Source organism: Aestuariivivens marinum (genome assembly GCF_022662175.1).
Taxonomy (GTDB): Bacteria; Bacteroidota; Bacteroidia; order Flavobacteriales; family Flavobacteriaceae; genus Aestuariivivens; species Aestuariivivens marinum.
Window position 1 is genome coordinate 776,069 of the sequence record NZ_JAKMCR010000001.1, and the last position, 26,972, is coordinate 803,040.

Annotated in this window: 27 protein-coding genes; 21 read left to right on the forward strand and 6 right to left on the reverse strand. The window is 34.8% G+C overall.

All coding sequences use genetic code 11. The annotated features are described in order from the left end of the window. Window positions 1–67: 67 nt before the first annotated feature. The 4 genes from MR053_RS03280 (at window position 68) to MR053_RS03295 (ending at window position 5,393) form a co-directional block, all read left to right on the forward strand. The gene (locus MR053_RS03280; RefSeq protein WP_242131034.1) at window positions 68–1,465 is read left to right on the forward strand and encodes a UDP-glucose 6-dehydrogenase; all 1,398 of its coding nucleotides are present in this window, start codon (window positions 68–70) and stop codon (window positions 1,463–1,465) included. Between the two features lie 361 nt (window positions 1,466–1,826). After that, the gene (locus MR053_RS03285; RefSeq protein WP_242131035.1) at window positions 1,827–2,984 is read left to right on the forward strand and encodes an ATP-binding protein; all 1,158 of its coding nucleotides are present in this window, start codon (window positions 1,827–1,829) and stop codon (window positions 2,982–2,984) included. A gap of 12 nt (window positions 2,985–2,996) precedes the next feature. Beyond that, entirely contained in the window at window positions 2,997–3,983 is a 987-nt protein-coding gene (locus MR053_RS03290; protein WP_242131036.1) for a UDP-glucuronic acid decarboxylase family protein, read from the forward strand. A 3-nt stretch (window positions 3,984–3,986) separates the two neighbouring features. Beyond that, entirely contained in the window at window positions 3,987–5,393 is a 1,407-nt protein-coding gene (locus tag MR053_RS03295) for an exopolysaccharide biosynthesis polyprenyl glycosylphosphotransferase (protein ID WP_242131037.1), read from the forward strand. On the opposite strand, the gene MR053_RS03300 is transcribed toward MR053_RS03295, so the two are convergent. Genes MR053_RS03300 through MR053_RS03310 form a run of 3 tightly spaced genes read right to left on the reverse strand, consistent with a single transcriptional unit; the run spans window position 5,390 to window position 8,964 of the window. Then, window positions 5,390–6,553 (reverse strand): glycosyltransferase family 4 protein, encoded by a 1,164-nt coding sequence (locus MR053_RS03300; protein ID WP_242131038.1) that lies wholly within the window; start codon window positions 6,551–6,553, stop codon window positions 5,390–5,392. The two genes, MR053_RS03295 and MR053_RS03300, sit on opposite strands and share 4 nt — an antisense overlap. A 6-nt stretch (window positions 6,554–6,559) precedes the next feature. Beyond that, window positions 6,560–7,648 (reverse strand): non-hydrolyzing UDP-N-acetylglucosamine 2-epimerase, encoded by a 1,089-nt coding sequence (gene wecB, locus MR053_RS03305; RefSeq protein ID WP_242131039.1) that lies wholly within the window; start codon window positions 7,646–7,648, stop codon window positions 6,560–6,562. Next, window positions 7,645–8,964, reverse strand: coding sequence for a phenylacetate--CoA ligase family protein (locus tag MR053_RS03310; RefSeq protein WP_242131040.1), 1,320 nt, complete (start codon window positions 8,962–8,964; stop codon window positions 7,645–7,647). Before MR053_RS03310 ends, wecB begins: the two co-directional genes overlap by 4 nt. Before the next feature lie 264 nt (window positions 8,965–9,228). Here MR053_RS03310 and purD point away from each other — a divergent pair, with 264 nt between their 5' ends. Continuing rightward, window positions 9,229–10,500: a phosphoribosylamine--glycine ligase gene (gene purD / locus MR053_RS03315; protein ID WP_242131041.1), complete on the forward strand. Its 1,272-nt coding sequence runs from the start codon at window positions 9,229–9,231 to the stop codon at window positions 10,498–10,500. Here the strand turns inward: purD and MR053_RS03320 are convergent. Then, window positions 10,495–10,722 carry a DUF6341 family protein gene (locus MR053_RS03320; RefSeq protein WP_223550147.1) on the reverse strand — a complete coding sequence of 76 codons (228 nt, stop codon included), beginning with the start codon at window positions 10,720–10,722 and terminating at the stop codon, window positions 10,495–10,497. The two genes, purD and MR053_RS03320, sit on opposite strands and share 6 nt — an antisense overlap. A gap of 70 nt (window positions 10,723–10,792) precedes the next feature. Here MR053_RS03320 and MR053_RS03325 point away from each other — a divergent pair, with 70 nt between their 5' ends. Further along, on the forward strand, window positions 10,793–11,716 hold the full coding sequence (locus MR053_RS03325) for a DUF6427 family protein (protein ID WP_242131042.1): 924 nt from the start codon (window positions 10,793–10,795) through the stop codon (window positions 11,714–11,716). Here the strand turns inward: MR053_RS03325 and upp are convergent. Beyond that, window positions 11,705–12,364, reverse strand: coding sequence for a uracil phosphoribosyltransferase (upp, locus tag MR053_RS03330; RefSeq protein WP_242131043.1), 660 nt, complete (start codon window positions 12,362–12,364; stop codon window positions 11,705–11,707). The genes MR053_RS03325 and upp overlap by 12 nt on opposite strands. A 138-nt stretch (window positions 12,365–12,502) precedes the next feature. Between upp and MR053_RS03335 the strand changes: the two genes are divergently transcribed. Further along, window positions 12,503–13,108, forward strand: a complete 606-nt coding sequence (locus MR053_RS03335; protein ID WP_242131044.1) for a DUF4254 domain-containing protein — start codon at window positions 12,503–12,505, stop codon at window positions 13,106–13,108. Window positions 13,109–13,209: 101 nt separating this feature from the next. After that, complete coding sequence (locus MR053_RS03340; protein WP_242131045.1) at window positions 13,210–14,232, forward strand: glycosyltransferase family 9 protein; 1,023 nt, start codon at window positions 13,210–13,212, stop codon at window positions 14,230–14,232. Between the two features lie 69 nt (window positions 14,233–14,301). Here MR053_RS03340 and MR053_RS03345 read toward each other — a convergent pair whose 3' ends face one another. After that, window positions 14,302–15,360 carry a ferredoxin--NADP reductase gene (locus MR053_RS03345; protein WP_242131046.1) on the reverse strand — a complete coding sequence of 353 codons (1,059 nt, stop codon included), beginning with the start codon at window positions 15,358–15,360 and terminating at the stop codon, window positions 14,302–14,304. Window positions 15,361–15,541: 181 nt separating this feature from the next. On the opposite strand from MR053_RS03345, the gene porW reads away from it, so the two are divergent. The 13 genes from porW to dut all read left to right on the forward strand — a co-directional run bounded on the left by porW (window position 15,542) and on the right by dut (window position 26,901). Continuing rightward, on the forward strand, window positions 15,542–18,130 hold the full coding sequence (gene porW, locus MR053_RS03350; RefSeq protein ID WP_242131047.1) for a type IX secretion system periplasmic lipoprotein PorW/SprE: 2,589 nt from the start codon (window positions 15,542–15,544) through the stop codon (window positions 18,128–18,130). A gap of 11 nt (window positions 18,131–18,141) precedes the next feature. After that, window positions 18,142–18,567, forward strand: coding sequence for a bactofilin family protein (locus tag MR053_RS03355; RefSeq protein ID WP_242131048.1), 426 nt, complete (start codon window positions 18,142–18,144; stop codon window positions 18,565–18,567). Next, window positions 18,518–18,757, forward strand: a complete 240-nt coding sequence (locus tag MR053_RS03360; RefSeq protein ID WP_242131049.1) for an AtpZ/AtpI family protein — start codon at window positions 18,518–18,520, stop codon at window positions 18,755–18,757. The genes MR053_RS03355 and MR053_RS03360 overlap by 50 nt, the downstream gene beginning before the upstream one ends. Further along, on the forward strand, window positions 18,757–19,146 hold the full coding sequence (locus MR053_RS03365) for a DUF6168 family protein (RefSeq protein WP_242131050.1): 390 nt from the start codon (window positions 18,757–18,759) through the stop codon (window positions 19,144–19,146). The genes MR053_RS03360 and MR053_RS03365 overlap by 1 nt, the downstream gene beginning before the upstream one ends. 192 nt (window positions 19,147–19,338) lie before the next feature. Next, window positions 19,339–20,421, forward strand: a complete 1,083-nt coding sequence (gene atpB, locus MR053_RS03370) for a F0F1 ATP synthase subunit A (protein WP_242131051.1) — start codon at window positions 19,339–19,341, stop codon at window positions 20,419–20,421. Between the two features lie 33 nt (window positions 20,422–20,454). Further along, on the forward strand, window positions 20,455–20,646 hold the full coding sequence (atpE, locus tag MR053_RS03375) for an ATP synthase F0 subunit C (RefSeq protein ID WP_102756010.1): 192 nt from the start codon (window positions 20,455–20,457) through the stop codon (window positions 20,644–20,646). Window positions 20,647–20,749: 103 nt separating this feature from the next. Beyond that, window positions 20,750–21,250 (forward strand): F0F1 ATP synthase subunit B, encoded by a 501-nt coding sequence (locus tag MR053_RS03380; RefSeq protein ID WP_223550166.1) that lies wholly within the window; start codon window positions 20,750–20,752, stop codon window positions 21,248–21,250. Between the two features lie 5 nt (window positions 21,251–21,255). Beyond that, window positions 21,256–21,792 (forward strand): ATP synthase F1 subunit delta, encoded by a 537-nt coding sequence (atpH, locus tag MR053_RS03385; RefSeq protein ID WP_242131052.1) that lies wholly within the window; start codon window positions 21,256–21,258, stop codon window positions 21,790–21,792. Window positions 21,793–21,798: 6 nt separating this feature from the next. Further along, window positions 21,799–23,373, forward strand: a complete 1,575-nt coding sequence (gene atpA, locus MR053_RS03390; RefSeq protein ID WP_242131053.1) for a F0F1 ATP synthase subunit alpha — start codon at window positions 21,799–21,801, stop codon at window positions 23,371–23,373. Between the two features lie 118 nt (window positions 23,374–23,491). Next, the gene (atpG, locus tag MR053_RS03395) at window positions 23,492–24,352 is read left to right on the forward strand and encodes an ATP synthase F1 subunit gamma (protein ID WP_242131054.1); all 861 of its coding nucleotides are present in this window, start codon (window positions 23,492–23,494) and stop codon (window positions 24,350–24,352) included. A gap of 123 nt (window positions 24,353–24,475) precedes the next feature. Then, window positions 24,476–24,982 carry a hypothetical protein gene (locus tag MR053_RS03400; RefSeq protein ID WP_242131055.1) on the forward strand — a complete coding sequence of 169 codons (507 nt, stop codon included), beginning with the start codon at window positions 24,476–24,478 and terminating at the stop codon, window positions 24,980–24,982. A gap of 58 nt (window positions 24,983–25,040) precedes the next feature. Next, window positions 25,041–26,465, forward strand: a complete 1,425-nt coding sequence (locus MR053_RS03405) for an oligosaccharide flippase family protein (protein ID WP_242131056.1) — start codon at window positions 25,041–25,043, stop codon at window positions 26,463–26,465. 1 nt (window position 26,466) lies between these two features. Then, window positions 26,467–26,901 carry a dUTP diphosphatase gene (dut, locus tag MR053_RS03410; RefSeq protein WP_242131057.1) on the forward strand — a complete coding sequence of 145 codons (435 nt, stop codon included), beginning with the start codon at window positions 26,467–26,469 and terminating at the stop codon, window positions 26,899–26,901. The last annotated feature ends 71 nt before the right edge of the window (window positions 26,902–26,972 follow it).

Here is a 26,972-nt window from a genome sequence, read left to right on the forward strand (position 1 = left end):
AAGCCTTTTTATCTTCATGATTATTTAAATTATCTTATGTTTATAAGATTATAAAGTAAAAGTTTTAATGGTTGTAAAAAAAATATGTTGCATCGGCGCCGGCTACGTAGGTGGTCCAACCATGGCCGTGATTGCCCAGCAATGTCCACATATAACAGTAACTGTTGTTGATGTTAATGCAAAGCGTGTTGCTGCTTGGAATGATACTGATTTAAGTAAATTACCTGTTTTTGAACCAGGTCTTGATGAAGTAGTTAAAGAAGCACGAAATAAAAACTTGTATTTTTCAACGAATATAGATCAGGCTATTGACGAAGCCGATATGATTTTTATTTCAGTGAATACCCCAACCAAAACCTATGGCAAAGGCAAGGGTATGGCAGCCGATTTAAAGTATATTGAACTTTGTGCGCGACAAATAGCCAAAGTAGCAAAGCAAGATAAAATCATTGTAGAAAAGTCAACGTTGCCTGTTCGAACTGCTTCAGCAATAAAAAATATATTGGATAATACAGGCAATGGGGTACAGTTTCAAATATTATCCAATCCAGAATTTTTGGCCGAAGGGACAGCCGTTCAGGATTTACTAAATCCAGATCGAGTACTTATTGGTGGTGATACAACTAAAGAAGACCAAGAAGCCATACAAGCCTTAGTTAGTATCTATGCCCATTGGGTACCGAAAGAACGTATTTTAACCACCAATGTATGGTCTTCAGAGCTATCTAAATTAACAGCTAATGCTTTTTTAGCACAGCGCGTATCGTCTATTAACGCTATGTCTGCCATCTGTGAACAATCAGGGGCCGATGTGAATGAAGTGGCTAAGGCCATTGGGATGGATTCTAGAATAGGGTCTAAGTTCTTAAAGGCATCGGTAGGTTTTGGAGGCTCCTGTTTTCAAAAAGACATCTTAAATTTGGTATACATTGCTAAGACCTATGGTTTAAAGGAAGTGGCCAATTATTGGGAGCAGGTTATTCTAATCAACAACTATCAAAAAAACCGATTTTCTGATAACATAGTAAGCACCCTCTACAATACCGTTTCGGGAAAGAAAATAGCCTTTTTAGGCTGGGCCTTTAAAAAGGATACCAATGATACACGGGAATCTGCAGCCATACAGGTGGCCGATAATTTGTTAAGCGAGCAAGCACATATTTCGGTATACGATCCTAAAGTTAGTGAAGAACGCATGTATGCCGATTTAGACTATTTAAATTCGCGTACTGAAGAAGAAAATAGACAGTTGCTAACAGTAAACAATAATCCTTATGAAGCCTGCAAGGATTCGCATGCTGTTGCTGTCTTAACAGAATGGGACGAATTTACAACTTACGATTGGCAAAAGATTTACGAGAATATGTATAAGCCTGCCTTTGTTTTTGATGGCAGGGGTATTTTAGACAGAGGATCCCTCGAAAAAATTGGTTTTGTGTGTTATACCATAGGTAAGGGTTTCTGATTTTTGTCATTCAGTAAGGACATTGGGAGAAGTCGTGGTGATTGAGTTGTGGTCGCTGAGCGGAGTCGAAGCGAAATGGTAGTGAAGAATATCAAAAAAGAAAGTTATTCAAACTAAAGATTCTTCAGTCGTTGCACTCCTTCTGAATGACGGGTTATTGTCACGTAAAATAAAGCTTCTCTCTTTTCTACTATTTTTTTTGAAATTAATGAGCGATTTATACACTGATGTTTCAAGAAGGAGAATTCCGCTTCCATTCGACAGATTTTTAAGTTGCATTTTAAATTCGTCGAAAAACAAATAAGCGTACAATTTCGGAATTTAATTCCGAAATTGTACGCTTATTTTAGTATCTTTGCCTATGGTTTTAAGGGAAGCACAACAAGAACTTTTAAGTTTGTCTAAGCAGTATAAGGCCATTGCGGTTATTGGCCCTAGGCAATCGGGCAAAACAACACTAGTAAAAGCGGTCTTTTCAGGGAAACCTTATGTGAGTTTGGAAAACCCAGATACGAGAAACTTTGCTTTAGAAGACCCAAGAGGTTTTCTAGATCAATTTCCAAATGGTGCTATATTAGATGAAGTACAGCGAACACCAGAGCTGTTTTCTTATTTACAACAGGTGTTAGATGATAATGTAGGTGTATCTCAATTTATTTTAACGGGCTCAAATAACTTTTTGTTACAACAAAATATATCTCAAAGTTTAGCAGGAAGAGTTGGTTATTTAAATTTATTGCCATTTACCTTATCAGAAATAAAAGATATAGCCCCAAAATCTATCCATGAAAAGTTGTTTAAAGGCTTTTATCCTCCGTTATACGATAAACCATTTGAAATTCAAAAATGGTTTTCAAACTATATAAGAACTTACATTGAGAGAGATGTTAGACAATTAAAGAATATCGAGAATTTAGTTGTTTTTGAACGATTTATGAAATTATGTGCGGGAAGGGTTGGCCAGTTGTTGAACAAAAGTGCTTTAGCAATAGAGGTTGGTGTCGATAGTAAGACCATAGAATCTTGGATAGGTATATTGGAAGCCAGTTTTATTTTGTTTAGGTTATCCCCCCATCATCATAACTTTAATAAACGGATCGTTAAAATGCCAAAGCTATATTTTTATGACGTTGGCTTAGCTTGTGCGCTATTGGGAGTTCAAAATGCCAATCAATTGGAGCTACACCCATTTAAAGGCAGTCTATTTGAAAACATGGTCGTGGTAGAACTGTTAAAACAACGGTTAAATAAAGGGCAATTAAAAAACCTATATTTTTGGAGGGATAATAAAGGAAATGAAATAGACATTGTAATAGATAATTTTGATGAGTTAATGCCTATAGAGATAAAATCGGGAAAGACGATTACCCAAGATTATTTTAAAGGATTAAAATATTGGAATGAAATGACGGGTTTTAAAGGAGGCAAGGTCATTTATGGAGGTGAAGATTATCAAAAAAGAAGCAATGGCTTTGAAGTTATTCCTTTAAATTTGTTAACTGAAAAAATTGACAATTAAAAGATATAAGGATTGAAACGTGTTTTAATAACAGGAGCCGCAGGATTTTTAGGATCACATTTATGTGACCGTTTTATTGCTGAAGGCTATCACGTTATTGGAATGGATAATTTCATTACTGGAGATCCTAAAAATTTAGCCCATTTAAAAGAGCATTCCTATTTTGAGTTTATAGAACACGATGTCACCGAGTTTGTTTCTGTTGAAGGTGATTTAGATTACATCTTACATTTTGCGTCTCCAGCAAGTCCTATCGATTATTTAAAAATTCCCATTCAAACCTTAAAAGTGGGCTCACTAGGAACCCATAATCTTTTAGGCTTAGCGAAAGCCAAAAAAGCGCGGATACTTATTGCTTCAACATCCGAAGTGTATGGCGACCCCTTAGTGCATCCCCAGTCGGAGGATTACTATGGTAACGTCAATGCTATTGGCCCTCGAGGGGTTTACGATGAAGCGAAACGGTTTCAGGAATCCATTACCATGGCCTATCATAGGGTTCATGGTTTAGATACTCGAATTGTGCGTATTTTTAACACCTATGGGCCTCGTATGCGCCTTAATGATGGTCGCGTTATTCCAGCGTTTATTGGACAGGCTTTAAGAGGAGAGGATTTAACCGTTTTTGGTGATGGTTCCCAAACACGTTCATTTTGTTATATAGACGATCAGGTTGAAGGAATATATAGGTTGTTATTAAGTGATTATGCGTTACCAGTGAATATAGGTAATCCCAACGAAATCACTATAATGGATTTTGCACAGGAGATTATTAAACTAACTGGAACGCAACAAAAAATAGTTTATAAAGATTTACCAGTAGATGATCCTATGCAACGACAGCCCGATATTTCATTAGCTAAAAAAATATTAGGATGGGAACCTAAAGTAGAACGCGCTGAAGGCATGCAAAAAACATATGATTATTTTAAAAGCCTCTCAATAGATGAGCTCTATAGAGCCAATCATAGAGATTTTTCAAAGTTTAACATCAGATAATTTATGGAATATAAAAGAGGGAGATATTCAAAATTATTAAGACCTTTTTTAATTGTATTCGACCTTTTTATAATAAACTTCTTGGCTTTTGAACTATTAAATTTAAATGTGCAGGAGTCATATTTTTTCCCTTCTGATTTTTTAAATAACAAATACTTCCTGTTTTTTATTTACTCTACATCGTTATGGTTCCTTTCAACATTTTTGTTGAAATTTTATAATGTATATCGCTATACCTCTGTTTTAAACATTGCCACCCTTTTGTTTAAACAGATATTTGTCTTTATGATAATTGTTTTTGCTTTTGAAGGTGCATTTAGGAGTATTAATACACCAGCGATAGTTACTTTAAAATATTTATTTTATGTATTTATAATAATAGGGTCTTTAAAACTTCTAAGTTTTTATATCTTAAAAACATACCGATTATATTTAAAAGGAAACATTAGGGATATTATTCTGGTAGGATCTAATGATAATGCAAAAGAACTTCTACGAATATTCAATAAAAATAAAGAATTAGGATATCATGTTAAGGGTGTTTTTGGTCAATTTAAGGAGAAAGGTATTATGGGGACAATTGAGGATAGTTTGATGTTTTTGGAAACCAATACTATCGATGAAATTTATTGTTCCATTGATGAATTAACCGAAAAGCAAGTCAATGATTATGTAAAATATGCAGATACACACCATTGTAATATTAAATTTATTCCTAATACAAACAGATTATTGGATAAAAGATTGAAAATGGAGTATTATGGTTACTTACCGGTTTTGTCCATTCAAGAAGTAGCTATTAATAATAGTTTAAACAAGGCTTTAAAAAGAAGTTTTGATGTAGTTTTTTCATTATTGGTTATAGTATTTATCTTATCGTGGCTGACGCCACTTTTAGCAATTTTAATAAAATTGGAATCAAAGGGTCCTGTATTTTACAAGCATAGAAGAAATGGAATTAACTATAAGGAATTTATTTGCTACAAATATCGTTCTCTTACTATTACTAAAGAGTTAAAAGGTACTTATGTAAAGCCAAACGATGATAGATTAACTCAAGTTGGAAAGTTTTTAAGAAGAACAAATATGGACGAATTACCTCAATTTTTTAATGTGTTTTTTGGTGATATGTCGGTTGTTGGGCCAAGGCCCCATATGCCTACATATACAGAAGATTATTCGAAAAAAATAAACAGGTATGATTTTATTTTTAGACACCATGTGAAACCAGGTATCACGGGGTTGGCCCAAGTAAAAGGGTATAGGGGAGAAATTGAAAAGGACAAGGATATCATTAACCGTATAAAGTATGATATTTTTTATATAGAAAATTGGTCGCTGTTATTGGATATTAAAATCATTTTCCTAACATTTACAAATGCCATAAAAGGAGAAGAAAAAGCGTATTAAATGGTCTGAATTAATTGGTCTAATTGTAAGTTGTAATCAAAAGTTTTTAATGCTTTTATTTGAATTTGTTTTTTTAAATCGTAATTAATCTCAACAGGGTTTAATTTAGAAATTACAATATTTAAATTATTATAATCTCCAGCTTTTGCCGACCATCCTAAATTGTTTTCTTTCACAATAGTTTCGCCCTCTCCGCCACCAAAATAGACTACAGGTAGCCCCAGCCGAGCATATTCAAAGATTTTTGAAGGAACAGACCCATAAATGCGATGTAATAAAGGAATAATGGCAATATCATATGTTATTAATTCGTCATGTAATTTTTGTCTGGAAATTTCACCATGATAAACAATATCTAATTTATTGTGGCGTGAAATAAAAGTTTCAATCTTTTTCTGTTCAGGTCCAGAACCATAAATATGAAATTCGATGTTTGTGTAATCTAATTCTTGACATAGTTTATAAACGCCTTGGGCAAGGCCTAATAACCCAGCATAAACGAGTTTTATTTTGTTTGTTTGATGTTGTTTTTCAATAAGTTGGGGAGGTTTAAAATTTGGGAAATTACGGTATAGTAAAGTCTCTTTTATAGGGAAGGTAGAAATTACATGATGTAATATTTCTTGGCTTTGGCCTAAAATTAAATGGGCATGTTTATAATTAAATTGTTCAATGCGTTCTAGAATGTGATAACTTAGTCCTTTTTTTAAAGCACCAAGTTCTAAACCAGCCAATGGCCATAGATCGCTTACGTTTAAAATAAGTTTTCGTTTTTTAGAACGCAAAAAGAATATTGAGGTAAAAGCGACCAATAGTGGAGGGGATTGAATAATGACGGTTTTAGGGATGTTATGCCTAAGAAAAAACCAAATCAGACTCAAACTATAGGACAGCATCGCAAAAAGCCGTAAGAGTTTATTTTTTGAGTTGCTGGCATAAAGCCATAACCTATGGACGGTAATGTTGTTTTCTATTGAAGTATGTTTAAATTTACCTCGATAACTTTCAAAAATTTTACCGTTGGGATAATTGGGCAAAGGCGCCACGACTGTCACTTTAAAATGATGCTGTTGTAACCCTTCCGCTAATTGAAAGATGCGATTGGAAGCCGCACCTATTTCAGGAGGAAAATAATTAGTTATGATGAGGATATCTTTCATAATAACTTAAACTATGGTTGTTAAGTGATTAACAATCCTTTTAGCGGCATGGCCATCCCATAATTCAGGAATAGACCCTTTTTTCCAAGTGCCTGAAAACAATGTTTTAAAGGCCTTTTTAATTTTTTTAGGATCATTACCCACCAACACATTGGTGCCTATGGTGCAAGTTTCAGGACGTTCGGTAGTATTTCTTAAGGTAATGCAGGGAATATCCATAACAGTAGCCTCTTCAGTAATGCCTCCTGAATCGGTAATAATGGCTAAGGCGTGTTTCACTAAATAGTTAAATTCTAAGTAACCCAGCGGATTTACATAATGAAGATTTTTAAAATTCAAGTGCAAGGCATTCAATAGTTTTTGTGTTCTTGGATGTACTGGAAAGATAATAGGATATCCTTTGCTTAGCTTAATAATTTGGTCGATTAGCTTTTTCACTAGCTGTTCACTATCAACATTACTAGGCCTATGAAGGGTCATGACCAGATAGTTTTTATTCTTTAGTTTTAAATCATCCCATAGAGGTGGTTTTTTAAATCTGCATTCATGTTTACGTAATGTATCTATCATTACATTGCCTACAAAGAAAATTTTAGGGACCTCAACCCCTAATTGTCTTAAATTTTCATTGGCATACTCTGAAGTAGTAAAAAAATAATCGGTTAAACTATCGGTGACTATACGGTTGATTTCTTCGGGCATGGTAAGATCTCCCGAACGGATACCTGCTTCAACATGGGCGACTTTTACATGTGCTTTTTTAGCTACAATAGCACAGGCCATGGTTGAGGTAACATCGCCTACCACCAAAACCACATCACAAGGATTTTCTTGCAACTCCTTTTCAAAACCAATCATAATGGCTGCAGTCTGTTCTGCTTGGGTGCCACTTCCCACACCCAAATTTACATGAGGAGCAGGGATGCTGAGCTCTTCAAAGAAAGCTCCACTTAAATTTTCATCATAATGTTGTCCGGTATGAACCAACCTATAATTTAAAAGAAATCCTTCTGTTTGCTTATTATGAATGGCTTCAATAATAGGTGCAATTTTTATAAAATTTGGCCTTGCTCCTGCAACTAAGGTGATGTTCATGTGCTTTGGTTTAAGTAGGAGGTAAATTGCTTTAATTTACCACTTTTTGATCGGATCAATTTATCGACTTTTTCAAATTCAATTTGAAGCCCTTGTTCCAAATAGGTTTCCATTTCGACAATAATAGCTTTTATTGTTTTATCCGAAAGGGTTTTGCAACTTACATAAATTACCTTAAAAGTATTTAATTTAAGTTGCTCAATAACAAACTCCTTAACACTACTATCTTTTTCAATAATCCTTTTAGTTATATAGTAAAAGGTTAGTCCGGCAGCTTTTTTTCCACTTGGTAAAACAATAACATCGTTGGTTCTTCCAATAAGTTTCTTAAGAATGGGAGATTTTAAACTGCTGTCTTTTGAGAGCGTACCTATATCACCAATATCATACCGAATAAACGGCTGGGCCTTATTATACAGAGAGGTAATCACTAAGCGGCCTTCCTCACCATAAGGCAGCGGATTATTGTCATCATCCAACACTTCTACAAAAAGGGTTTCGCTATTTACTTGCCAGTTGCCTTTAGGATTTTCAAAAGCAATTAAATCAAGCTCTGAGGCGCCATATTCGTTAATGACAGGTACCCCAAATTGGCTTTCCATAAGAACTTGGTCATCTTTAAAAAGCATTTCCGAGGTTACGATGCACAAACGAAGTGACGGACAAACCGCTTTGAGCACCATATTTTTTCGTTGCAAATATTTAGCAAATTGTACTATAGGGCTGGTATAACCATTCAAGTATTCCAATGGTTTGTTTTTGAAAATAGCTATCCATTGTTCAAAAGCACGATCGGACAAATCGAAAACGTTAAAACGAATTCTATTGCTTACAAAATCCTTTAACTTTTCTTTGTAATAGTTTTTCTTGTTTAAAGGAATGCCATAAAACCGAGCTTGTTTTGTACTGTTAAAATTAATACCAAACCACCCAAATCGATCTTGTATAACTGCCCAAGTAAGTGCATGGCAAAACTTGTCCTTTGAAAAAATAAAGGGATGTCCCGAGGCCCCAGAGGTTTTATCTATATAGATATTGTTTCTAGTAAATCCATCTGACAAAAGTGTTTCTAAAGGCTGTTGTAAATCCGATTTGGTCATAATGGGAACGCTGTCCCAGTCTAACGGATTTGAAGTTTTAGCAAAGGATTTATAAAAGGAGTTGTATTTTAAATGAAAAGCAACAATGTCCTGTTTTTGGGTTTCAATGTAGGTTTTAAAGGCTTCACCATTTTTATCCTGAATCGTTTTCAACAAGTACTTAGCTCTTCCAATTGGAAAGCCATTAAGTTTTAAAGCAAGGTTGAACAGATTCAAAACGAAGAATTTTTTGTAAAGTAAACAAAAAATAGTCGTGAAATGGGCGTATTAATTTTATTTTTGCACTCGAAAAACAACTATTAATGCAACGCATTAAATAACATTAACTTGTCGAGGCTACCTGAAAAGTGATTTGTCTTGTCATTCAGAGCGAAGCGATGAATCTTTATTTACTGTGAATTAAAAATTTATTTTACAATAGATTCCTCATTTCATTCGGAATGACACTTTTCAGACAGTCCCTTAAGAAAACACAAAACAATGAACATCTTAATTTTAGGATCTGGAGGAAGAGAACATACTTTTGCTTGGAAAATAGCTCAAAGCCCAAAATGTAAAAATTTATTTGTAGCGCCTGGTAACTCTGGAACAGCTCAAATAGCGACCAATGTAAATATTGGTGTAAATGATTTTGAAGCTATTAAAGATTTGGTTTTGGACAAGGCTATCGATATGGTTGTGGTGGGGCCTGAAGATCCTTTGGTTAATGGTGTTCACGATTTCTTTTTGAATGATAGGGCGATTAAACACGTTAAAGTGATTGGTCCACAAAAAGAAGCCGCTGTTTTAGAAGGGAGCAAGGAATTCGCGAAAGAATTTTTATACCGCCATAATATCCCAACAGCCGCTTACGAGAGTTTTACCAAAGATACTGTGGAACAAGGCTATGCTTTTTTGGAAACCTTAAAACCACCATATGTGTTAAAGGCCGATGGCTTGGCAGCTGGAAAGGGTGTTGTAATTTTAAATGATTTAAATGAAGCTAAAGCTGGGCTTAAATCCATGTTGGTCGATGCCAAGTTTGGTGAAGCCAGTACCAAAGTAGTGATTGAAGAATTTCTTGATGGTATTGAGTTGAGTTGTTTTGTACTAACCGATGGCAAAAACTACAAAATCTTACCAACGGCTAAAGATTATAAACGTATTGGCGAAGGCGATACCGGATTAAATACAGGCGGCATGGGAGCGGTTTCCCCGGTACCATTTGCTACTCCTGAGTTTTTAAATAAAATTGAAGAACGTATTGTTAAACCTACGGTTGAAGGGTTTAAAAAGGACAACTTACCTTATGTGGGCTTTGTGTTTATTGGGCTGATTAAAGTTGGAGATGACCCTAAAGTGATTGAATACAATGTGCGTATGGGCGACCCCGAAACCGAAGTGGTGTTTCCACGGTTAAAGAACGATTTGGTAGACGTACTTTCGGCGATGGCCAATGGCACCTTAAATGAGATTGACATTGAAATAGATGAGCGTGCAGCCACAACAATTATGTTGGTGTCCGGGGGCTATCCAGAAGCTTATGAAAAAGGATATGTAATTACAGGAGTTGAAACCATAGAGGATTCCATTCCGTTTCATGCCGGGGCAGTACTAAAAGATGAAAAAATTGTAACTTCGGGCGGACGTGTTATGGCCATTACCTCTTATGGTGACACTTACCAGGAGGCCATAAAAAAATCTTACCAAAACATAGAAAAACTACATTTCGATAAGATGTATTATCGTAAGGATATTGGATTCGATTTATAAAAACGAATGGGAAGACACGCTTTTATCTTCTTCGTTATTGTCGTTAAATAGTTTAAGTTGTTTTAACCAATATAACATAGCAACAAATCCTATTATTAAAAACAGCCAAGACACTGTGTTTGCGACAAACCAGTTCTCAAGCTCTAATGCTCTAAGGGCATCATAAGGAGCGAAAAGAACATTTACAAATAAATCTTCAATAGCATAAAAGAAATCTTTCATCTTAAAATTTTATTATTTTCTAACCGTATATAGTTAGTATATTTACAAGGCAAAAATACAAAAACAGTTAATGATAACAAGCATTTTTAGTAAATCAAAGCCAATAAATTTCATTCTGGTATTTTTTATTACGGCCTTAGCTTTTTTAATAGCAAACATTAAATTTTCCACACAACCGTTTACAATAACTTTGGTTATGGAAAAATTTGTTTTATTTTTTGTCTGTTACAGTTCTGTATTACTACTAAATTTTATTGTTAGTAAAAATGGATTAACAAAAAATAATAATTATGAAATATTGTTATACAGCTTGTTTCTTTTGGCAGTATTAGAAACCACACAAAACACCAACGTGCTTTTTGCTAATTTTTTTATTCTATTGGCATTAAGGCGCATTTTGAGCATTCGTTCCCAAACGAAATTGAATAAAAAACTATTTGATTCAGCTTTTTGGATTGCAATAGCAGCCTTATTTTACTTTTGGTCAATTTTATTCTTTGTACTCATTATTGTAGCATTAATGCTTTATACTGATAATAAATTGAATCATTGGATTATTCCTTTTATAGGGATCATAACAGTTTTTTTTTTTACGGTCGCTGCTTCAATAATGTATTATGATAGTTATTTTGGAGCCTTTAAGAGTTTGCCGTACATAAGTTATGATTTTAGCTATTACAATAGAGCGGGTTTTATTGTTGTAATAGCGGTTCTGTTAATTTTTGGATTGTGGTCTTTGATTTTTTATACGAGGAGAATCAAGAAAAAAAAGAAAGCACTTCGTCCATCTTTTAACCTTATATTGTTTGCCTTTATAATGGCAGTTGCAGTCATTGTTTTGGCGCCTAAAAAGGATAGTAGTGAATTTTTGTTTATGTTCACTCCATTAGCCATAATCATCACAAATTATATTGAAACCATAAAGAAAAAATGGTTTAGAGAAGTGTTTTTAGTTGCATTAATCTTATTGCCTTTTGTTACTTTAATGCTGTAATTTTTCACCAAAAGCCAAATCACCAGCATCACCCAAACCTGGTACAATATAACTTTTGCTATTAAGTGTTTCATCTATAGCAGCAATCCATAAGTGTGTATTATCAGGGAAATTTTTGCTAACATAATCTACCCCAGTTTGGGAACCTATAGCACAAACCAAATGGATATCTATGGGAGAGCCAAATGGTTTTAATGCTTCATATGCGGCTTTTAATGATTGTCCGGTAGCCAACATAGTGTCTGATAGCACGAGTGTTTTGCCCTCAATGGAGGGACAGGCCAAATATTCAACAATTATTTCAAAACTCTCAGGATTGCTTTTATGATGTCTGTAAGCAGAAATAAATGCATTATCGGCCATATCGAAATAATTTAGCAGGCCATAGTGTAAGGGTACCCCAGCTCGTAATATGGAACAAAGCACAATTTCATTTTTTGGTAAAAGAATTTTAGAAGCTCCTAAAGGTGTTTCAATAAGAGTTTCACTGTAGTTTAATGTTTTACTCATTTCATAGCCCAAAACCTCGCCAATGCGCTCTATATTTTTTCTAAAGCGCATACGATCTGTCTGGACTTTTGTATTTCTAATTTCGGAAACAAACCTATTTAATATGGAATTTTGTTCAGCAAGATTGTGTAGTTGCATGGGATACAAAGATTTAATATAGATAAAGTTAAGTAAATATAAATTATATGGTTAAAAAATACATTTGTTTCGGTTGGTTTATGTAAAGGGTTAAATGAAAAAATTCACGTACTTTTGTACAATAAAATAATATACACCATGTTTACCAGTAAAGCGAATAAGATATTTCAGGAGGTTATTGAAAAATACCATATTGTTAACACCGTAGACCAACCTTTTGAAAATGCCTATCTAAAAAGCGATTTAATAGAGCATTTATTATACAGAAAATGTTGGATTGATACTGTACAATGGCATTATGAAGATATTATTCGTGACCCCCAAATAGATCCCGTGGCTGCCTTAAAATTAAAACGTCAAATTGATGCTTCCAATCAAGATAGAACGGATATGGTAGAGTATATCGATAGTTATTTTTTAGAAAAATATAAAGATGTAAGCCCTAAAGCAGATGCTACAATTAATACTGAAAGTCCAGCTTGGGGGATTGACCGATTGTCTATTTTGGCATTGAAAATTTATCATATGAATGAAGAAGCTACCCGTACCGATGCTTCAGCTGATCACAGGACTGCTTGCCAAAAAAAATTGGATGTATTGTTAGAGCAACGTGTGGACTTATCTACCGCAATAGATACGCTATTGAATGATATAGAAAAAGGTGATAAGTATATGAAGGTATACAAGCAGATGAAGATGTACAATGATGATGAGCTTAACCCGGTTTTACGCTCTCAAAAATAATATTTGTCATTCTGAGCTGTCACACTGAGCGCAGTCGAAGTGAAAGTGAAGAATCTCACTAAAAGATGTTTCGATTACACTCAATATGACATAATAGTCTTATGTCTAATAAATCCAAACATATCCTAGTCATTCGCCTATCAGCCATGGGTGACGTGGCCATGACAGTTCCTGTTTTACGAGCATTGACCCGACAGTATCCCGAACTTAAACTAACAGTTTTAACACGTGCCTTTTTTGCACCATTTTTCAGGGATATAAAAAATGTTACTGTTTTTCCAGCAGATTTAAAAGGAAAGCACAAAGGTGTTTTCGGGCTCTACAAATTGGCACGTGAACTTAATAAGCAAAACCAATTTTTTGCTATAGCCGATTTACACTGTGTGTTGAGAAGTAAAATACTCAAGCAGTTTATTAGGTGCAAACGCTTTGTATCTATTGACAAAGGAAGAAAAGAAAAAAAGGCATTAACTTCTGGTCGAATTTTCAAACAGCTAACTACTACGCATCAACGCTATGTAGATGTGTTTCAAACTTTTGGATTTCAGTTAGATTTATCAAATCCATCATTTCCTCCTAAATCGGCTTTCAGTACTAATATATTAGCACTAATAGGGAATGATTCTAGAAAGAAGATTGGCATTGCACCTTTTGCAGCCCACAAAAGCAAAGAATACCCTTTAGATTTGATGAAGGAAGTTGTAGAACAACTATCAAAAGACTATAAAGTCATTTTATTTGGAGGCGGAAATGAAGAGATAGCTATTTTAAACAAGATTGAAGCAACTTTTGAAAATACTATCAACATTGCTGGGAAATTATCCTTAGAGGAAGAATTGGATTTGATTTCAAATTTAAGTGTAATGCTATCTATGGATTCGGGGAATGCTCATATCGCTGCTATGTTGGGTATAAAAGTGGTGACTATTTGGGGGGTAACGCATCCGTTTGCTGGTTTTGCGCCTTTTAACCAACCAGCAGATTACGCACTGCTTTCTAATAGGGACAAATATCCCAGAGTCCCAACTTCGGTCTATGGTAATAAATACCCAAAAGGCTATGAAGACGCTTCGGGAAGTATTTTACCCGAAATAATCATAGAAAAAATTAAGTCTATCGCCTAATAGATGGATATTGAAGCTCACTAATGCAGAGACATTTAAAAATCCAAATTTATTATCTAAAGGCGATTTTTACACATCATCGTAATCCACAACAACAGTTGGACTGGTTGGATGTGCTTGACAGGTTAAAATCAAACCTTCGGCAACTTCACTGTCGGTTAAAATGTTGTTTTGTCTCATTGTGGCATTTCCTTCTTTAAGGCGCGCCAAACAGCTGCTACAAATACCACCTTGACACGAATATGGCGCATCTAGATCCTCATCGAGTGCCGCTTCTAAAATGGTTTGTTTAGCCGACATTTCAAAAGTGGTTACTTCATCATCAACAATTACCGTAATTTTGGTTTTTCCTGTAGAAACAGAAATAGCATCCTCGACTTCATCAACTTTAGCCGCTTTAAATAGTTCGAAATGAATACGATCTTCATCAATACCATGTTCGGTTAACACATCCTTAACCGTATGAATCATAGCTTCGGGGCCACAAAGGTAAAAGGCATCTACCTCAATGTGCTTGTGTTTATTTTTCATCACATAGTTAACCGTGCTTTGTTCAATACGGCCAAAAATAGAGTCATCGCTGTCTTGTTGGCTAAACACAAACTGAATGGAAAATCGGTCTTTATATTGATGCTGAAGCTCCAAGAGTTCATTCAAGAACATGGTGTCGCCTGTTGTTTTGTTGCCATACACCAAAATAACCTTACTATAAACTTCTTCCTCTAAAGCACATTTAATAATGCTTAATACCGGAGTAATACCACTACCCGCTGCAAAAGCAGCAATGTTTTTGGTTTTTGAATCGTTAGGTTCGAAAGTAAACCGACCTTTGGGTGGGGCAACTTCCAAGGTGTCACCAACTTTTAATTGCTTATTGGCATATGCAGAAAAGGTGCCGTCTGTAACTTCTTTTACCGCTACTTTTAATTCGCCACTTTTTGGGGAAATACATAACGAGTAATCACGCCTAACCTCTTTACCGTCAATTTGAGTTTTTAGGGTAATATACTGTCCTGCTTTAAAGGTGAAGGCTTCCTTTAGGTTCTCTGGAACATTAAAAGTAATGCTTATAGATTGTTCGGTTTCTCTTTTTATGTTTTTTATAGAAAGCTTATGAAATGACGACATGAGAAATTTTTTGACAAAAGTACGTGAATTTTTTCATTGTAAAACCCATAGATGAAGCTAGTTCTTTTTATCCAAAAGTCTATCGATTTTATAGCATAATCAAAAAAGATGCTTATTTTTACCTACTTGCATAATATATGCAAGGGTATACAGTTATTTATAATACTAAATAATCAAGGTATTGAAAGCATTCTCCAAAGGGTTACTGGTCATTGTTGTTTCCATTGTCATACTCGCAAGCTGTTCTAGAAAGAAGGATAATTTTGTAAGTAGAAATTACCATGCCATTACTACAGAATTCAATCCACTTTATAATGGTTACTTAGCTTTAGAAGAAGGGCGCAACAGCTTAAACGAAAGCTATCAGGATAACTATTGGGAGGTTCTTCCTATTGAGCGTATGGAAATATTGGATGAAGTGATGCTTCCTGGGCAATCCAAAAGTGAAAACTTTTCTAGAGCTGAAGAAAAAGCGGTAAAGGCCATTCAAAAACACAGTATGAATATTGGTGGCAGGGAAAAAAATCCACAAATGGATGAAGCCTATTTGCTTTTGGGTAAAGCCCGTTATTTCGATCAGCGTTTTGTGCCTGCTTTAGAGGCCTTCAATTATATCCTTTATAAGTATCCCGCTAGCGATAAGATCAATCAGGCTAAAATATGGCGTGAGAAAACCAATATGCGTTTGGAAAATAACGAATTGGCCATAAAAAATTTGAAACGATTGTTAAGACAGGAACATATAGAGGGGCAAGATTTAGCCGATGCCACTTCAACACTCGCCCAAGCTTATATTAACGAAAAAATAATAGATACCGCTATAGTGCAGCTGGAAATTGCCGCAACTGCAACAAAAAATAATGATGAACGGGGGCGTTATCGTTTTATTCAAGGACAATTGTATAACCAATTGGGGTATAAGGATAGTGCGAATATGGCTTTCGATCGTGTCATTGAACTCAATAGAAAGACGCCAAGAATCTATATGATCAGCGCCCATATTGAAAAAATCAAAAATTTCGATTATGATAATGGTGATAAGGTGATGTTAAGAGAATGGCTTACTGAATTGGAGGAAAATCGTGAAAATAGACCTTTTTTAGATAAAATTTATCATCAAATTGCAGTTTACTATGCTAGCAATGGTTCCGATTCGCTAGCTAAGGCCTATTATAATAAATCATTACGCACCAATTCTCCAGACAAATTTTTAAAAGCTAAGAATTATCAAATTCTTGGGGATATGAATTTCGATGCTTCTTTATATCGGGATGCTGGACAATATTATGACAGTACTATGGGTAACTTGGTACAGAATTCTAAACCGTATCGTGTTATTAAAAAGAAACGGGATAATTTAGAGGATGTTATTTATTATGAAAATGTTGCTCAAGTAAATGACAGTTTATTGCGCTTAATTAATCTTCCAGAAGCAGAACGATTGGCATTCTTTGAAGCGTTTACCGACAGCTTGGAGCAAAAAGCCAAGAAGGATAAAGAACTTGAAGAAGCACTTAGTAGAAATAAAGGAATAATTACTTCAGGAGGAATAAAAGGGAGACCATTAAATAGTCCATCGGGTCAAAACCCTAACCCTAGTTTTGGCGGATTGCCAGGGCAGGCGAGCACATTTTATTTTTACAACCCAACAACCGTGGCTTATGGTAAAAATGAATTTGTTAAAATTTGGGGTAATAGAACGTTGGAAGATAATTGGCGATGGTCCAGTAAATCAGGAAAAGGAGGAGCTGTAGTTATATCTGGAGGCGATTTGTTGGCCACAGCAACTGAAGAAGAACGATATGATCCTCAATTTTATATTTCCAAGATTCCTTCCGAAGAAAAGGAAATCGATAGTATATGGCAGGATCGTAACTATGCCTATTATCAATTGGGACTCATTTACAAGGAAAAATTCAAGGAGTACCAATTGGCAAAAGACAAATTTCAAAATTTATTGAATAGCAATCCAGAGGAGCGTTTGGTATTGCCTTCAAAATATAATTTATATAAAATTTATGAATTGTTAGGTGAAAACGGCGAAGCCGAAATTACCAAAAACGAAATCATTACCAACTACCCAGATTCTCGCTACGCGACCATTCTAACTAATCCAGAATTGGCCAGTTTTGCAGATGAAAACAGCCCAGAAAGTGTCTATGAGGCACTTTATGAACAACATTTAAATCAAGATTATGAAACGGTAATAGCCAAGAGTGAGGAATATATAAATGCATTTGATGGAGACCCTATTGTTTCTAAATTTGAACTGTTAAAGGCAACGGCCACTGGCCGATTATATGGCTACAAACCCTATAGTGAAGCTATTAATTACATAGCCGTTACTTATGCCAACACACCCGAAGGTCTAAAGGCACAAGACATACAATCTAAGGTGTTGCCGCAGCTATCAAGTACAGAGTTTGTGCAGGCCAACGATAGCATTTCAAATCATTATAAAGTTGTTTTTCAGTTTGATAAAGCGGATAGGGAAATCATGTTAGGCTTTCAACAGGAATTGGATACTGTACTAAAAAACATGAAGTATTACGACCTTAAGTCATCTGTAGATGTTTATAGTCCTGAAACAGCTTTTGTACTTGTTCATGGGTTTAACAATGGACAAGTAGCACAGACATTTGACCAATTATTGACTAAGGAAGATAAACGCAGAATAGGAAAACCGTATTTTGCAATATCCTCACGTAATTATCAAATTATTCAAATCCATAAGAACTTGGAAGCATATTTAAGTTTAAATAACAATTAAGTTTACATATTATGTTTGCTGATAACAAAAAAGACAAAAACATGACAGAAGGAACATCAAGTCAAAACATTATTGCACAAGGCACCAAAATAGTAGGTGATATTAATAGTGAAGGGGACTTAAGAATTGATGGTGCCATAGAGGGCAATTTAAAAACTACAGGTAAGGTGGTTGTTGGTAAAAAAGGCACTATTAAGGGAACCCTTCAAGGGACAGAAGCTTATTTTGAGGGTAAGTTCGATGGCAAATTAGCCCTTTCAGGAACTTTAACCCTTAAAGCTACTGCCTATATTCAAGGCGAAGTGGTAGTAGGCAAACTGGCTGTAGAACCAGGTGCAACGTTTAATGTGACCTGTATGATGAAAGGAGCAGTAAAAGAAATGAACAATGGACAACAACAAAGACAACAAGGATCAGGATCCGAAAAAACAGCTTAAAAATGTTGCAGCACTTTCTGGTGTTGCAGTGCAAATGGGTGTTACCATTTATCTATTCGTGCTTTTAGGTAAATGGTTGGATGTGAAATACAACAATGGAGACAAGCTATATATAATAATTATGACACTTCTGGGCGTTGGCGTTTCACTTTATGTAGTTCTAAAACAAATCAATAGAATTAATAATTAATGCAGAACCCTTTTTATCGCTTCACTGTAAAAGTAACAGGTCTTTTGGCAATTACTTTTGTTTTACACTTGGGGTTTTTAAAACTTTTTGAACAGCCTTTGTTTGAAAATAAAATTGTTTTATCCTATATCGTAAACCTGTTACTGGTAATTGGGGTTTTTGGACTACTTTATATTTTACGAAATAAGTATAAAAGTCAATTGGGGTTCTTGTTTTTGGCAGGTAGTGTATTAAAGTTTACCATATTCTTTATTGTTTTTTATCCTATTTATAAGCAGGATGAAGATGTTTCTAAATTAGAATTTGCTGCATTCTTTATACCTTATGCAACAGGGTTGATTTTAGAAACTTTAAGTCTTAGTAAATGGCTTAATGAAATTGACCAATAAGTATTGTCTATAGGTTTTAACGCTCTTGATAATTAGATCTGTAGCTTTAACAACCCCTATTTTTTCAGAAGCAAATTTCATTAAAAATCCCAATTCATTTTGCTCGAGGAAATAAAAGAAAAAATTGTTTTTGTTTTTGAGATAAAAAATTACCTTTGCAGCGATTTTTAAGCCACTCTTATATAAAGTGATATGCGAAAAAAAATAGCTTTAAAACCAATAACAGCATTACTTTTTTTATTAACCTTTGTCTCTTATGGAAAAGAACAACACGGACACGATGAGCCTAAAGGAGATTTAAGGACTGAGATTAAGGAATATATCCAGCACCACTTATTGGATTCTTATGATTTCGGATTGTTTTCATATACTACTCACGAGGGTGTAGAAAATCACGTTGGATTTCCGTTACCAGTAATTCTATGGGATGATGGTTTAAAAGTATTTTCGTCTTCAAAATTCCATCATGGTGAAACTGTAGCTGAAGTAGATGGTAATCACTATATTTTGTATCATAATAAAATATATAAAACGGATGAAAGTGGTACAATTAATAATGATGCCGAAAACCATCCGACAAATGCAAAACCGTTAGATTTTTCTATCACCAAAAATGTAGTATTAATCGCTATGGTTTTTGCTATTTTATTTTTCATGTTTAGCAGAATGGCTAAATCATATAAAACCAATAATGGTATGCCAAAAGGAATGGGGCGTTTTTTGGAGCCTATTGTGTTATATGTACGTGATGAGATTGCCATTCCAAACATTGGGGAAAAGAAGTATAAAAAATACATGAGTTATTTGTTAACCGTATTTTTCTTTGTCTGGATAGTAAACTTATTTGGGTTAACACCAATAGGGATGAACGTGACTAACAATATAGCGGTGACTTTGTGTTTGGCATTAATCACATATTTTATCACTACGTTTTCAGGAAACAAAAACTATTGGAAGCATATTTTCTGGATGCCAGGGGTTCCTGTGCCAATGAAAATCATATTGGCTCCGATTGAATTATTGGGGACCATTATTAAACCTTTTGCCTTAATGATTCGTTTGTATGCAAACATTACAGCGGGTCACGTGGTAATCATGAGTATTATAGGGATGATGTTTATTTTCAATAACTGGTTAGGTAGTTCATTGTCGTTTTTGTTGGCTTTTGTGTTGGGGATTTTGGAGTTGTTGGTGGCAGCATTACAGGCTTATATTTTTACAGTGTTGTCAGCATTGTATTTTGGTATGGCGGTCGAAGAACACGATCATCATTAATATTGAATGTTTAATTAATTAATTATATATTTTATGGAGATTCCAGCTATCGTAGGTGCAGGTTTAGTAGTAATAGGAGCAGGTATTGGTATTGGTAGAATCGGTGGTTCTGCTATGGAAGCAATCGCTCGTCAACCTGAAGCTACAGGAAAAATTCAAACCGCTATGCTTATTGCAGCAGCGTTAATTGAAGGTATTGGATTTGCTGCACTTTTTGCAGTGTAAAACAACTAGGAAACAGCTATAACGGTTGGTTATAGCTGTTCTTTTTAAATTAAATTAAAAAAACATGCCCTGAGCTTGTCTAAGGGTAAAAATATAATTTATTATGGAAGAATTATTTGGAGGCTTTTCTTTAGGATTGTTCGTTTGGATGGCAGTTTTGTTTTTGGCTTTAGTTTTTTTGTTAAAAAAGTTCGCATGGAAACCTATTTTGGATGCTGTAGAAAGTAGAGAGGAAGGTATTAAAAATGCATTGGATGCTGCCGAAAAAGCCAAATTAGAAATGGAAAATCTTCAGGCAGATAACGAAAAGTTGTTAAAAGAAGCCAGAACAGAGCGTGAAGCCATGTTGAAGGAAGCTAGGGAAATGAAGAATAAAATGATTGAGGATGCCAAAGACGAAGCTAAGGAGGCTTCGGCTAAATTAATTGCCCAAGCACAAGCTTCTATTGAAACAGAAAAGAAAGCAGCTATCGCCGATTTAAAAGCGCAAGTGGCTAACCTATCTATTGAAATAGCAGAAAAAGTAGTTCGTGAAGAATTATCTAATAAAGACAAACAAGTAAAATTGGTGGAGTCTATGTTAGGTGAAGCAACATTAAACTAAATATAATGGCAGGAAGCAGAGCAGCAATACGTTACGCAAAAGCAGTTTTGGCATTGGCATCAGAGCAAAAGAAAGCCGGTGTTGTGAATGATGATATGAAACTGATCACCAATACTATTGAACAAAGTGAAGAACTTAGCAATCTATTGAATAATGCGGTAACAAAATCTGAAACTAAGAAAGCAGCATTGTTGGCTGTTTTTCCAAAGCTTAATGTTATTACAACGGGATTGTTCGACGTGTTGATTACGAACAAAAGAATTGATATTCTAAATGAAGTGGCCAAAAAGTACAGCGTGCTGTTTGATGAATTAGAGGGTAAGGAAGTGGCCAAGGTTACAACAGCCTTTCCAATGACCAATGATTTAGAACTTAAAGTACTGGCGAAAATTAAGGAATTAACAAACAAAGCGGTAGAGCTTGAAAACATAGTAGATGAAAGCATTTTAGGTGGTTTCATTTTAAGAATTGGGGATCAGCAATATGATGCTAGTGTTTCCAATAAGCTTAACAAATTAAAAAGAGAATTTACATTAAATTAAAATAAGATGGCAGAAGTAAAACCAGCTGAAGTATCAGCAATCTTAAAACAACAACTTGCAGGATTTGAAGCGTCGGCTTCATTAAATGAAGTAGGAACAGTACTTACTGTAGGTGACGGTATTGTACGTGCATATGGATTGTCTAACGCACAATACGGTGAGTTAGTAGAGTTTGAAGGTGGCTTAGAAGGTATTGTACTTAACCTTGAGGAAGACAATGTTGGTATCGTATTATTAGGGGATTCTAAAGACATTAAAGAAGGATCAACTGTTAAGCGCACCGATAAAATTGCTTCTATCAATGTAGGAGAAGGTATTGTAGGGCGCGTTGTTGATACCTTAGGTAACCCAATAGACGGTAAAGGTCCTATTGCTGGAGATACTTACCAAATGCCCTTAGAACGTAAAGCACCTGGGGTAATTTTCCGTGAGCCTGTAACCGAACCATTACAAACAGGTATTAAGTCTATCGATGCAATGATTCCTGTTGGTCGTGGACAACGTGAGTTGGTAATTGGTGACCGTCAAACTGGTAAAACTACAGTTTGTATCGATACTATCTTAAATCAAAAAGAATTTTACGATGCAGGTGATCCTGTATACTGTATATATGTTGCTGTAGGTCAAAAAGCATCTACCGTAGCAAACATAGCTAAAACATTAGAAGATAGAGGTGCCTTAGCCTATACTACTATTGTTGCGGCAAACGCATCCGACCCTGCGCCAATGCAAGTATATGCTCCTATGGCTGGTGCTGCTATTGGTGAGTATTTTAGGGATACTGGTCGTCCAGCATTAATCATTTATGATGATTTATCTAAACAGGCGGTAGCGTATCGTGAGGTGTCGTTATTATTACGTCGTCCACCAGGACGTGAGGCCTATCCTGGAGACGTATTCTATTTACACTCACGTTTATTGGAGCGTTCTGCAAAAGTAATCAACGACGATGCTATTGCCCAAAACATGAACGACCTTCCAGAATCGTTGAAACCAATTGTAAAAGGAGGAGGTTCTTTAACTGCTTTACCGATAATCGAAACACAAGCAGGAGACGTATCGGCATATATCCCAACTAACGTAATTTCTATTACCGACGGTCAGATATTCTTAGATGGTGATTTGTTTAACTCTGGTGTACGTCCAGCGATTAACGTTGGTATTTCGGTATCTCGTGTGGGGGGTAATGCTCAGATTAAATCCATGAAAAAGGTAGCTGGTACATTAAAGTTAGACCAAGCACAATACCGTGAGCTAGAAGCTTTTGCTAAGTTTGGTTCAGACTTAGATGCATCTACCTTAAATGTAATTGAAAAAGGTAAGCGTAATGTAGAAATATTAAAGCAAGCACAAAACGATCCTTATACAGTAGAAGACCAAATTGCGATTATCTATGCTGGATCTAAAAACTTATTAAGAAACGTTCCTGTTGAAAAAGTAAAAGAGTTTGAAAGGGATTTTATTGAATTCTTAAACGCTAAGCATAGAGACGTTTTAGATACGCTTAAAGCAGGAAAATTAACTGATGAGGTTACAGATACTTTAACAAGTGTTTGTAAAGATTTAGCTGCGAAATATTAAGCATGTTGTCATTCCTGTGTGTCATCCTGAGCGCAGTCGAAGGGAAGGCAGGAATCTCATAATTTGAAGTTCAATTAAAATAGATTCCGCATCTAATGCGGAATGACAAAAAGAGATTATGGCTAATCTAAAAGAAATACGTAACAGAATATCATCGGTATCTTCAACCATGCAGATTACCAGTGCCATGAAAATGGTATCAGCTGCAAAGTTAAAGAAAGCACAAGATGCTATAACAGCTATGCGTCCGTATGCCGATAAGCTTACCGAGCTTTTACAAAGTTTGAGTGCAACGCTTGATGCTGATTCTGGGAGTAAATTTTCGACACAACGTGAAGTAAACAAGGTTTTAATTGTAGCTATAACTTCTAACAGGGGGTTAGCAGGAGCATTTAATTCCAACATTATCAAAGAAGTTAATAAGTTAACATCACAAACCTATGCTGGTAAAGAAGTATTGTATTTGGCTATAGGTAAAAAAGCTAATGATGCGTTTAAAAAGACCAACAAGGTTATTGCCAACAAAAGTGAGGTATTCGATAGCTTAACTTTTGATAACGTTGCCGAGATTGCCCAATTGTTAATGGATAAGTTTGTTGCTGGTGAGTTTGATAAAATTGAAATTGTTTACAATAAATTCAAGAATGCAGCAACCCAAATTGTGATGACCGAGCAATTTTTGCCAATCGTTCCTGTTGAAGGAGCTGCCACTTCCACTGCCGATTATATTTTCGAACCAGGCAAAGCTGAAATCGTTGAGCAGTTAATTCCAAAGTCTTTAAAAACTCAATTATACAAAGGGGTTAGAGATTCGTTTGCTTCTGAACATGGCGCTCGTATGACGGCCATGCATAAAGCTACCGATAATGCTAAAGAGTTAAAAGATCAATTAACTTTATCATATAATAAAGCACGTCAGGCAGCAATTACCAATGAAATCTTGGAAATTGTTGGTGGAGCGGAAGCCTTAAACAATTAAGTATAATCATGCTGAACTTGTTTCAGTACCTCTATTATATATAAACCTTACTGTTTCTAAGAATAGTAAGGTTTTTTTATGGAATAGAATTTGATTAATTACCTTTAAAGAAAACCTTAAAGTATGATTTTATTTCGTAAATATATAATCTTAAGTACAATTGCCTTTGTCTCTTTAAGTTTTTCTCAATGTACGTCAACATTAAAGTTACAAGATACAATTGCTGTAGAGATAGGTGAAGTGTATTACCAAAGTTGGGTTGCTGGACTAAAGGAAGGAGGTACAGGTATAAATATTTATATACCTATTAAAAATAAATCGGCGGAAATTGTTTTAGACAGTGTTTATTTTAAAAGGAAAGGGGTTAAATTAGAAGAAACAAACCCAAATCTTTATATTGGGAGGTTCTCTATAGCCACGACTAAACCAGATATTGTAATGACTAACAAACCCTTTGCTGAATATGGTAATAAAGCACCAAAAATAAAACAAGACAGCCCTTTTGATTTGAAGGAGGATGAATGTGTGTTGAGCTTTACAGAAAGAGGGAAAAGAAAATATTATAAAATTACTGGGATTATTAAAAATAAACCTATCTTTTATCCCAGCACCCCATCAAAGAAGCTTTAACTTATCTTTGGTCAGCGTTTTCTAAAAATGTATTTTTAGCGATATAAAAGGTATATATTTGAGTACATTAAGAACGTTTTTTAAAGACACCATTATTTATGGTTTAGCAACTGTCTTACCAAGATTAATGAATTTTATTTTGGTGCCTTTACATACAAGCACTTTAGAAACTTCTAGTTATTCTGACAATACTACGTTTTATGTTTACGCAGCCTTTTTTAATGTATTATTAACTTATGGAATGGAAACTGCATTTTTTAGGTTTTTTAGCAATAGTAATGAAAAAGGGAAAGTGTTTTCAACGGCATTGATTAGTTTAACAGCAACTACAGTACTATTTTTTAGTATTGTTTTTAGTTTTAATGAGCAATTAGCTGCTTTAGTAAACCTTAAATTAAATTATTTCAATTTATTAATTGGGGTGCTAGTATTAGATACACTTGTGGTAGTTCCTTTTGCGTATTTAAGGGCAATAGGAAGACCTATCAAGTTTGCTGTAATAAAGCTTTCCAATATCACTATTTATGTAGTGCTCAATTTCTTTTTTCTTTGGGCTATTCCCAAATTTGGAATTCAGTTTTTTGATTATGACAGTAACGATTTGGTAAAATACATCTTTATTGCTAATCTATTAGCCAGCATAGCAACCTTAATATTGTTATTACCTTACTTCGTTAAGTCAAAAATTCAGTTCGATGTTACCATTTTTAAGCAATTATTTCGTTATGGCTGGCCGATAATGGTAGCAGGATTAGCCTATGTTATAAATGAGAATTTTGACAAATGGTTGTTGCCTGAAATGTTGGGAAAAGATATAAATGGAGCTTATAGCGGATGCTATAAAATTGCAGTATTCATGACCATCTTTATTCAAGGATTTAGATTAGGGGCAGAACCTTTTTTCTTTAAACATTCAAAGGAAACCAATGCTAAAAACACTTATGCACTTATTATGAATTACTTTGTAATTTTTGGAAGTTTTATGTTAATTTTCATAGTGGCCTACCTCGATATTTTCAAAGTTTTTTTAGTTAAAGACAAAAGTTATTGGATAGCCCTGGACATAGTGCCTATAGTACTTTTGGCCAATTTATGCTTAGGTATTTATTTTAATTTGGCAATCTGGTATAAACTTACTGATAAAACACGGTATGGGATGTATTTATCAGTTATTGGAGCATTAATCACTATCGCGTTTAATTATATAATGATACCTAAAATGGGTTTTATGGCTTCGGCATGGGCAACATTGGCAGCTTACGGTGTAATGATGGTTTTGTCTTATATTTTAGGACAAAGGTTTTATCCTGTACCATACCAATTAAAAAAAATAGGCACTTTTTTAGCTTTGGCTCTTATAATTTCTCTTTTAGTCTTATATACCAATAGTAATTATTACTTGAATACTGTTTTTGTTTTAGTATTTTTGGGAATTGTATTTTTTTCTGAGAAAAAACAAATCAAACAATTGTTAAAACAATAATATGAATATTAAAATCATAAATAAATCCAATCACGATTTACCCCATTACGAAACCTTAGCATCAGCAGGGATGGATTTACGGGCTAATTTATCGGAACCAAGAACTCTAAAACCTTTAGAGCGTAGTATAGTAGGCACAGGATTGTTTATAGAACTTCCTGTAGGTTATGAAGCTCAGGTTCGTCCAAGAAGTGGTTTGGCAGCTAAAAAAGGCATTACAGTATTAAATGCACCTGGAACTATTGACGCCGATTATAGAGGTGAAATAGGAGTGATTTTAGTGAATTTATCCAATGAGGATTTTGAAATTCAAAATGGGGAACGCATTGCACAATTAGTGATTGCCAAGCACGAACGTACTGGATGGATTGAAGTTGAAGCATTATCTGAAACTTCAAGAGGAGAAGGTGGCTTTGGAAGTACTGGGGTAAAATAAATAGAGAATTACAATTAACGATTTTTGAAACCAGAATGTTAAATAAAACATTTGTTTACCTATCTGTTGAC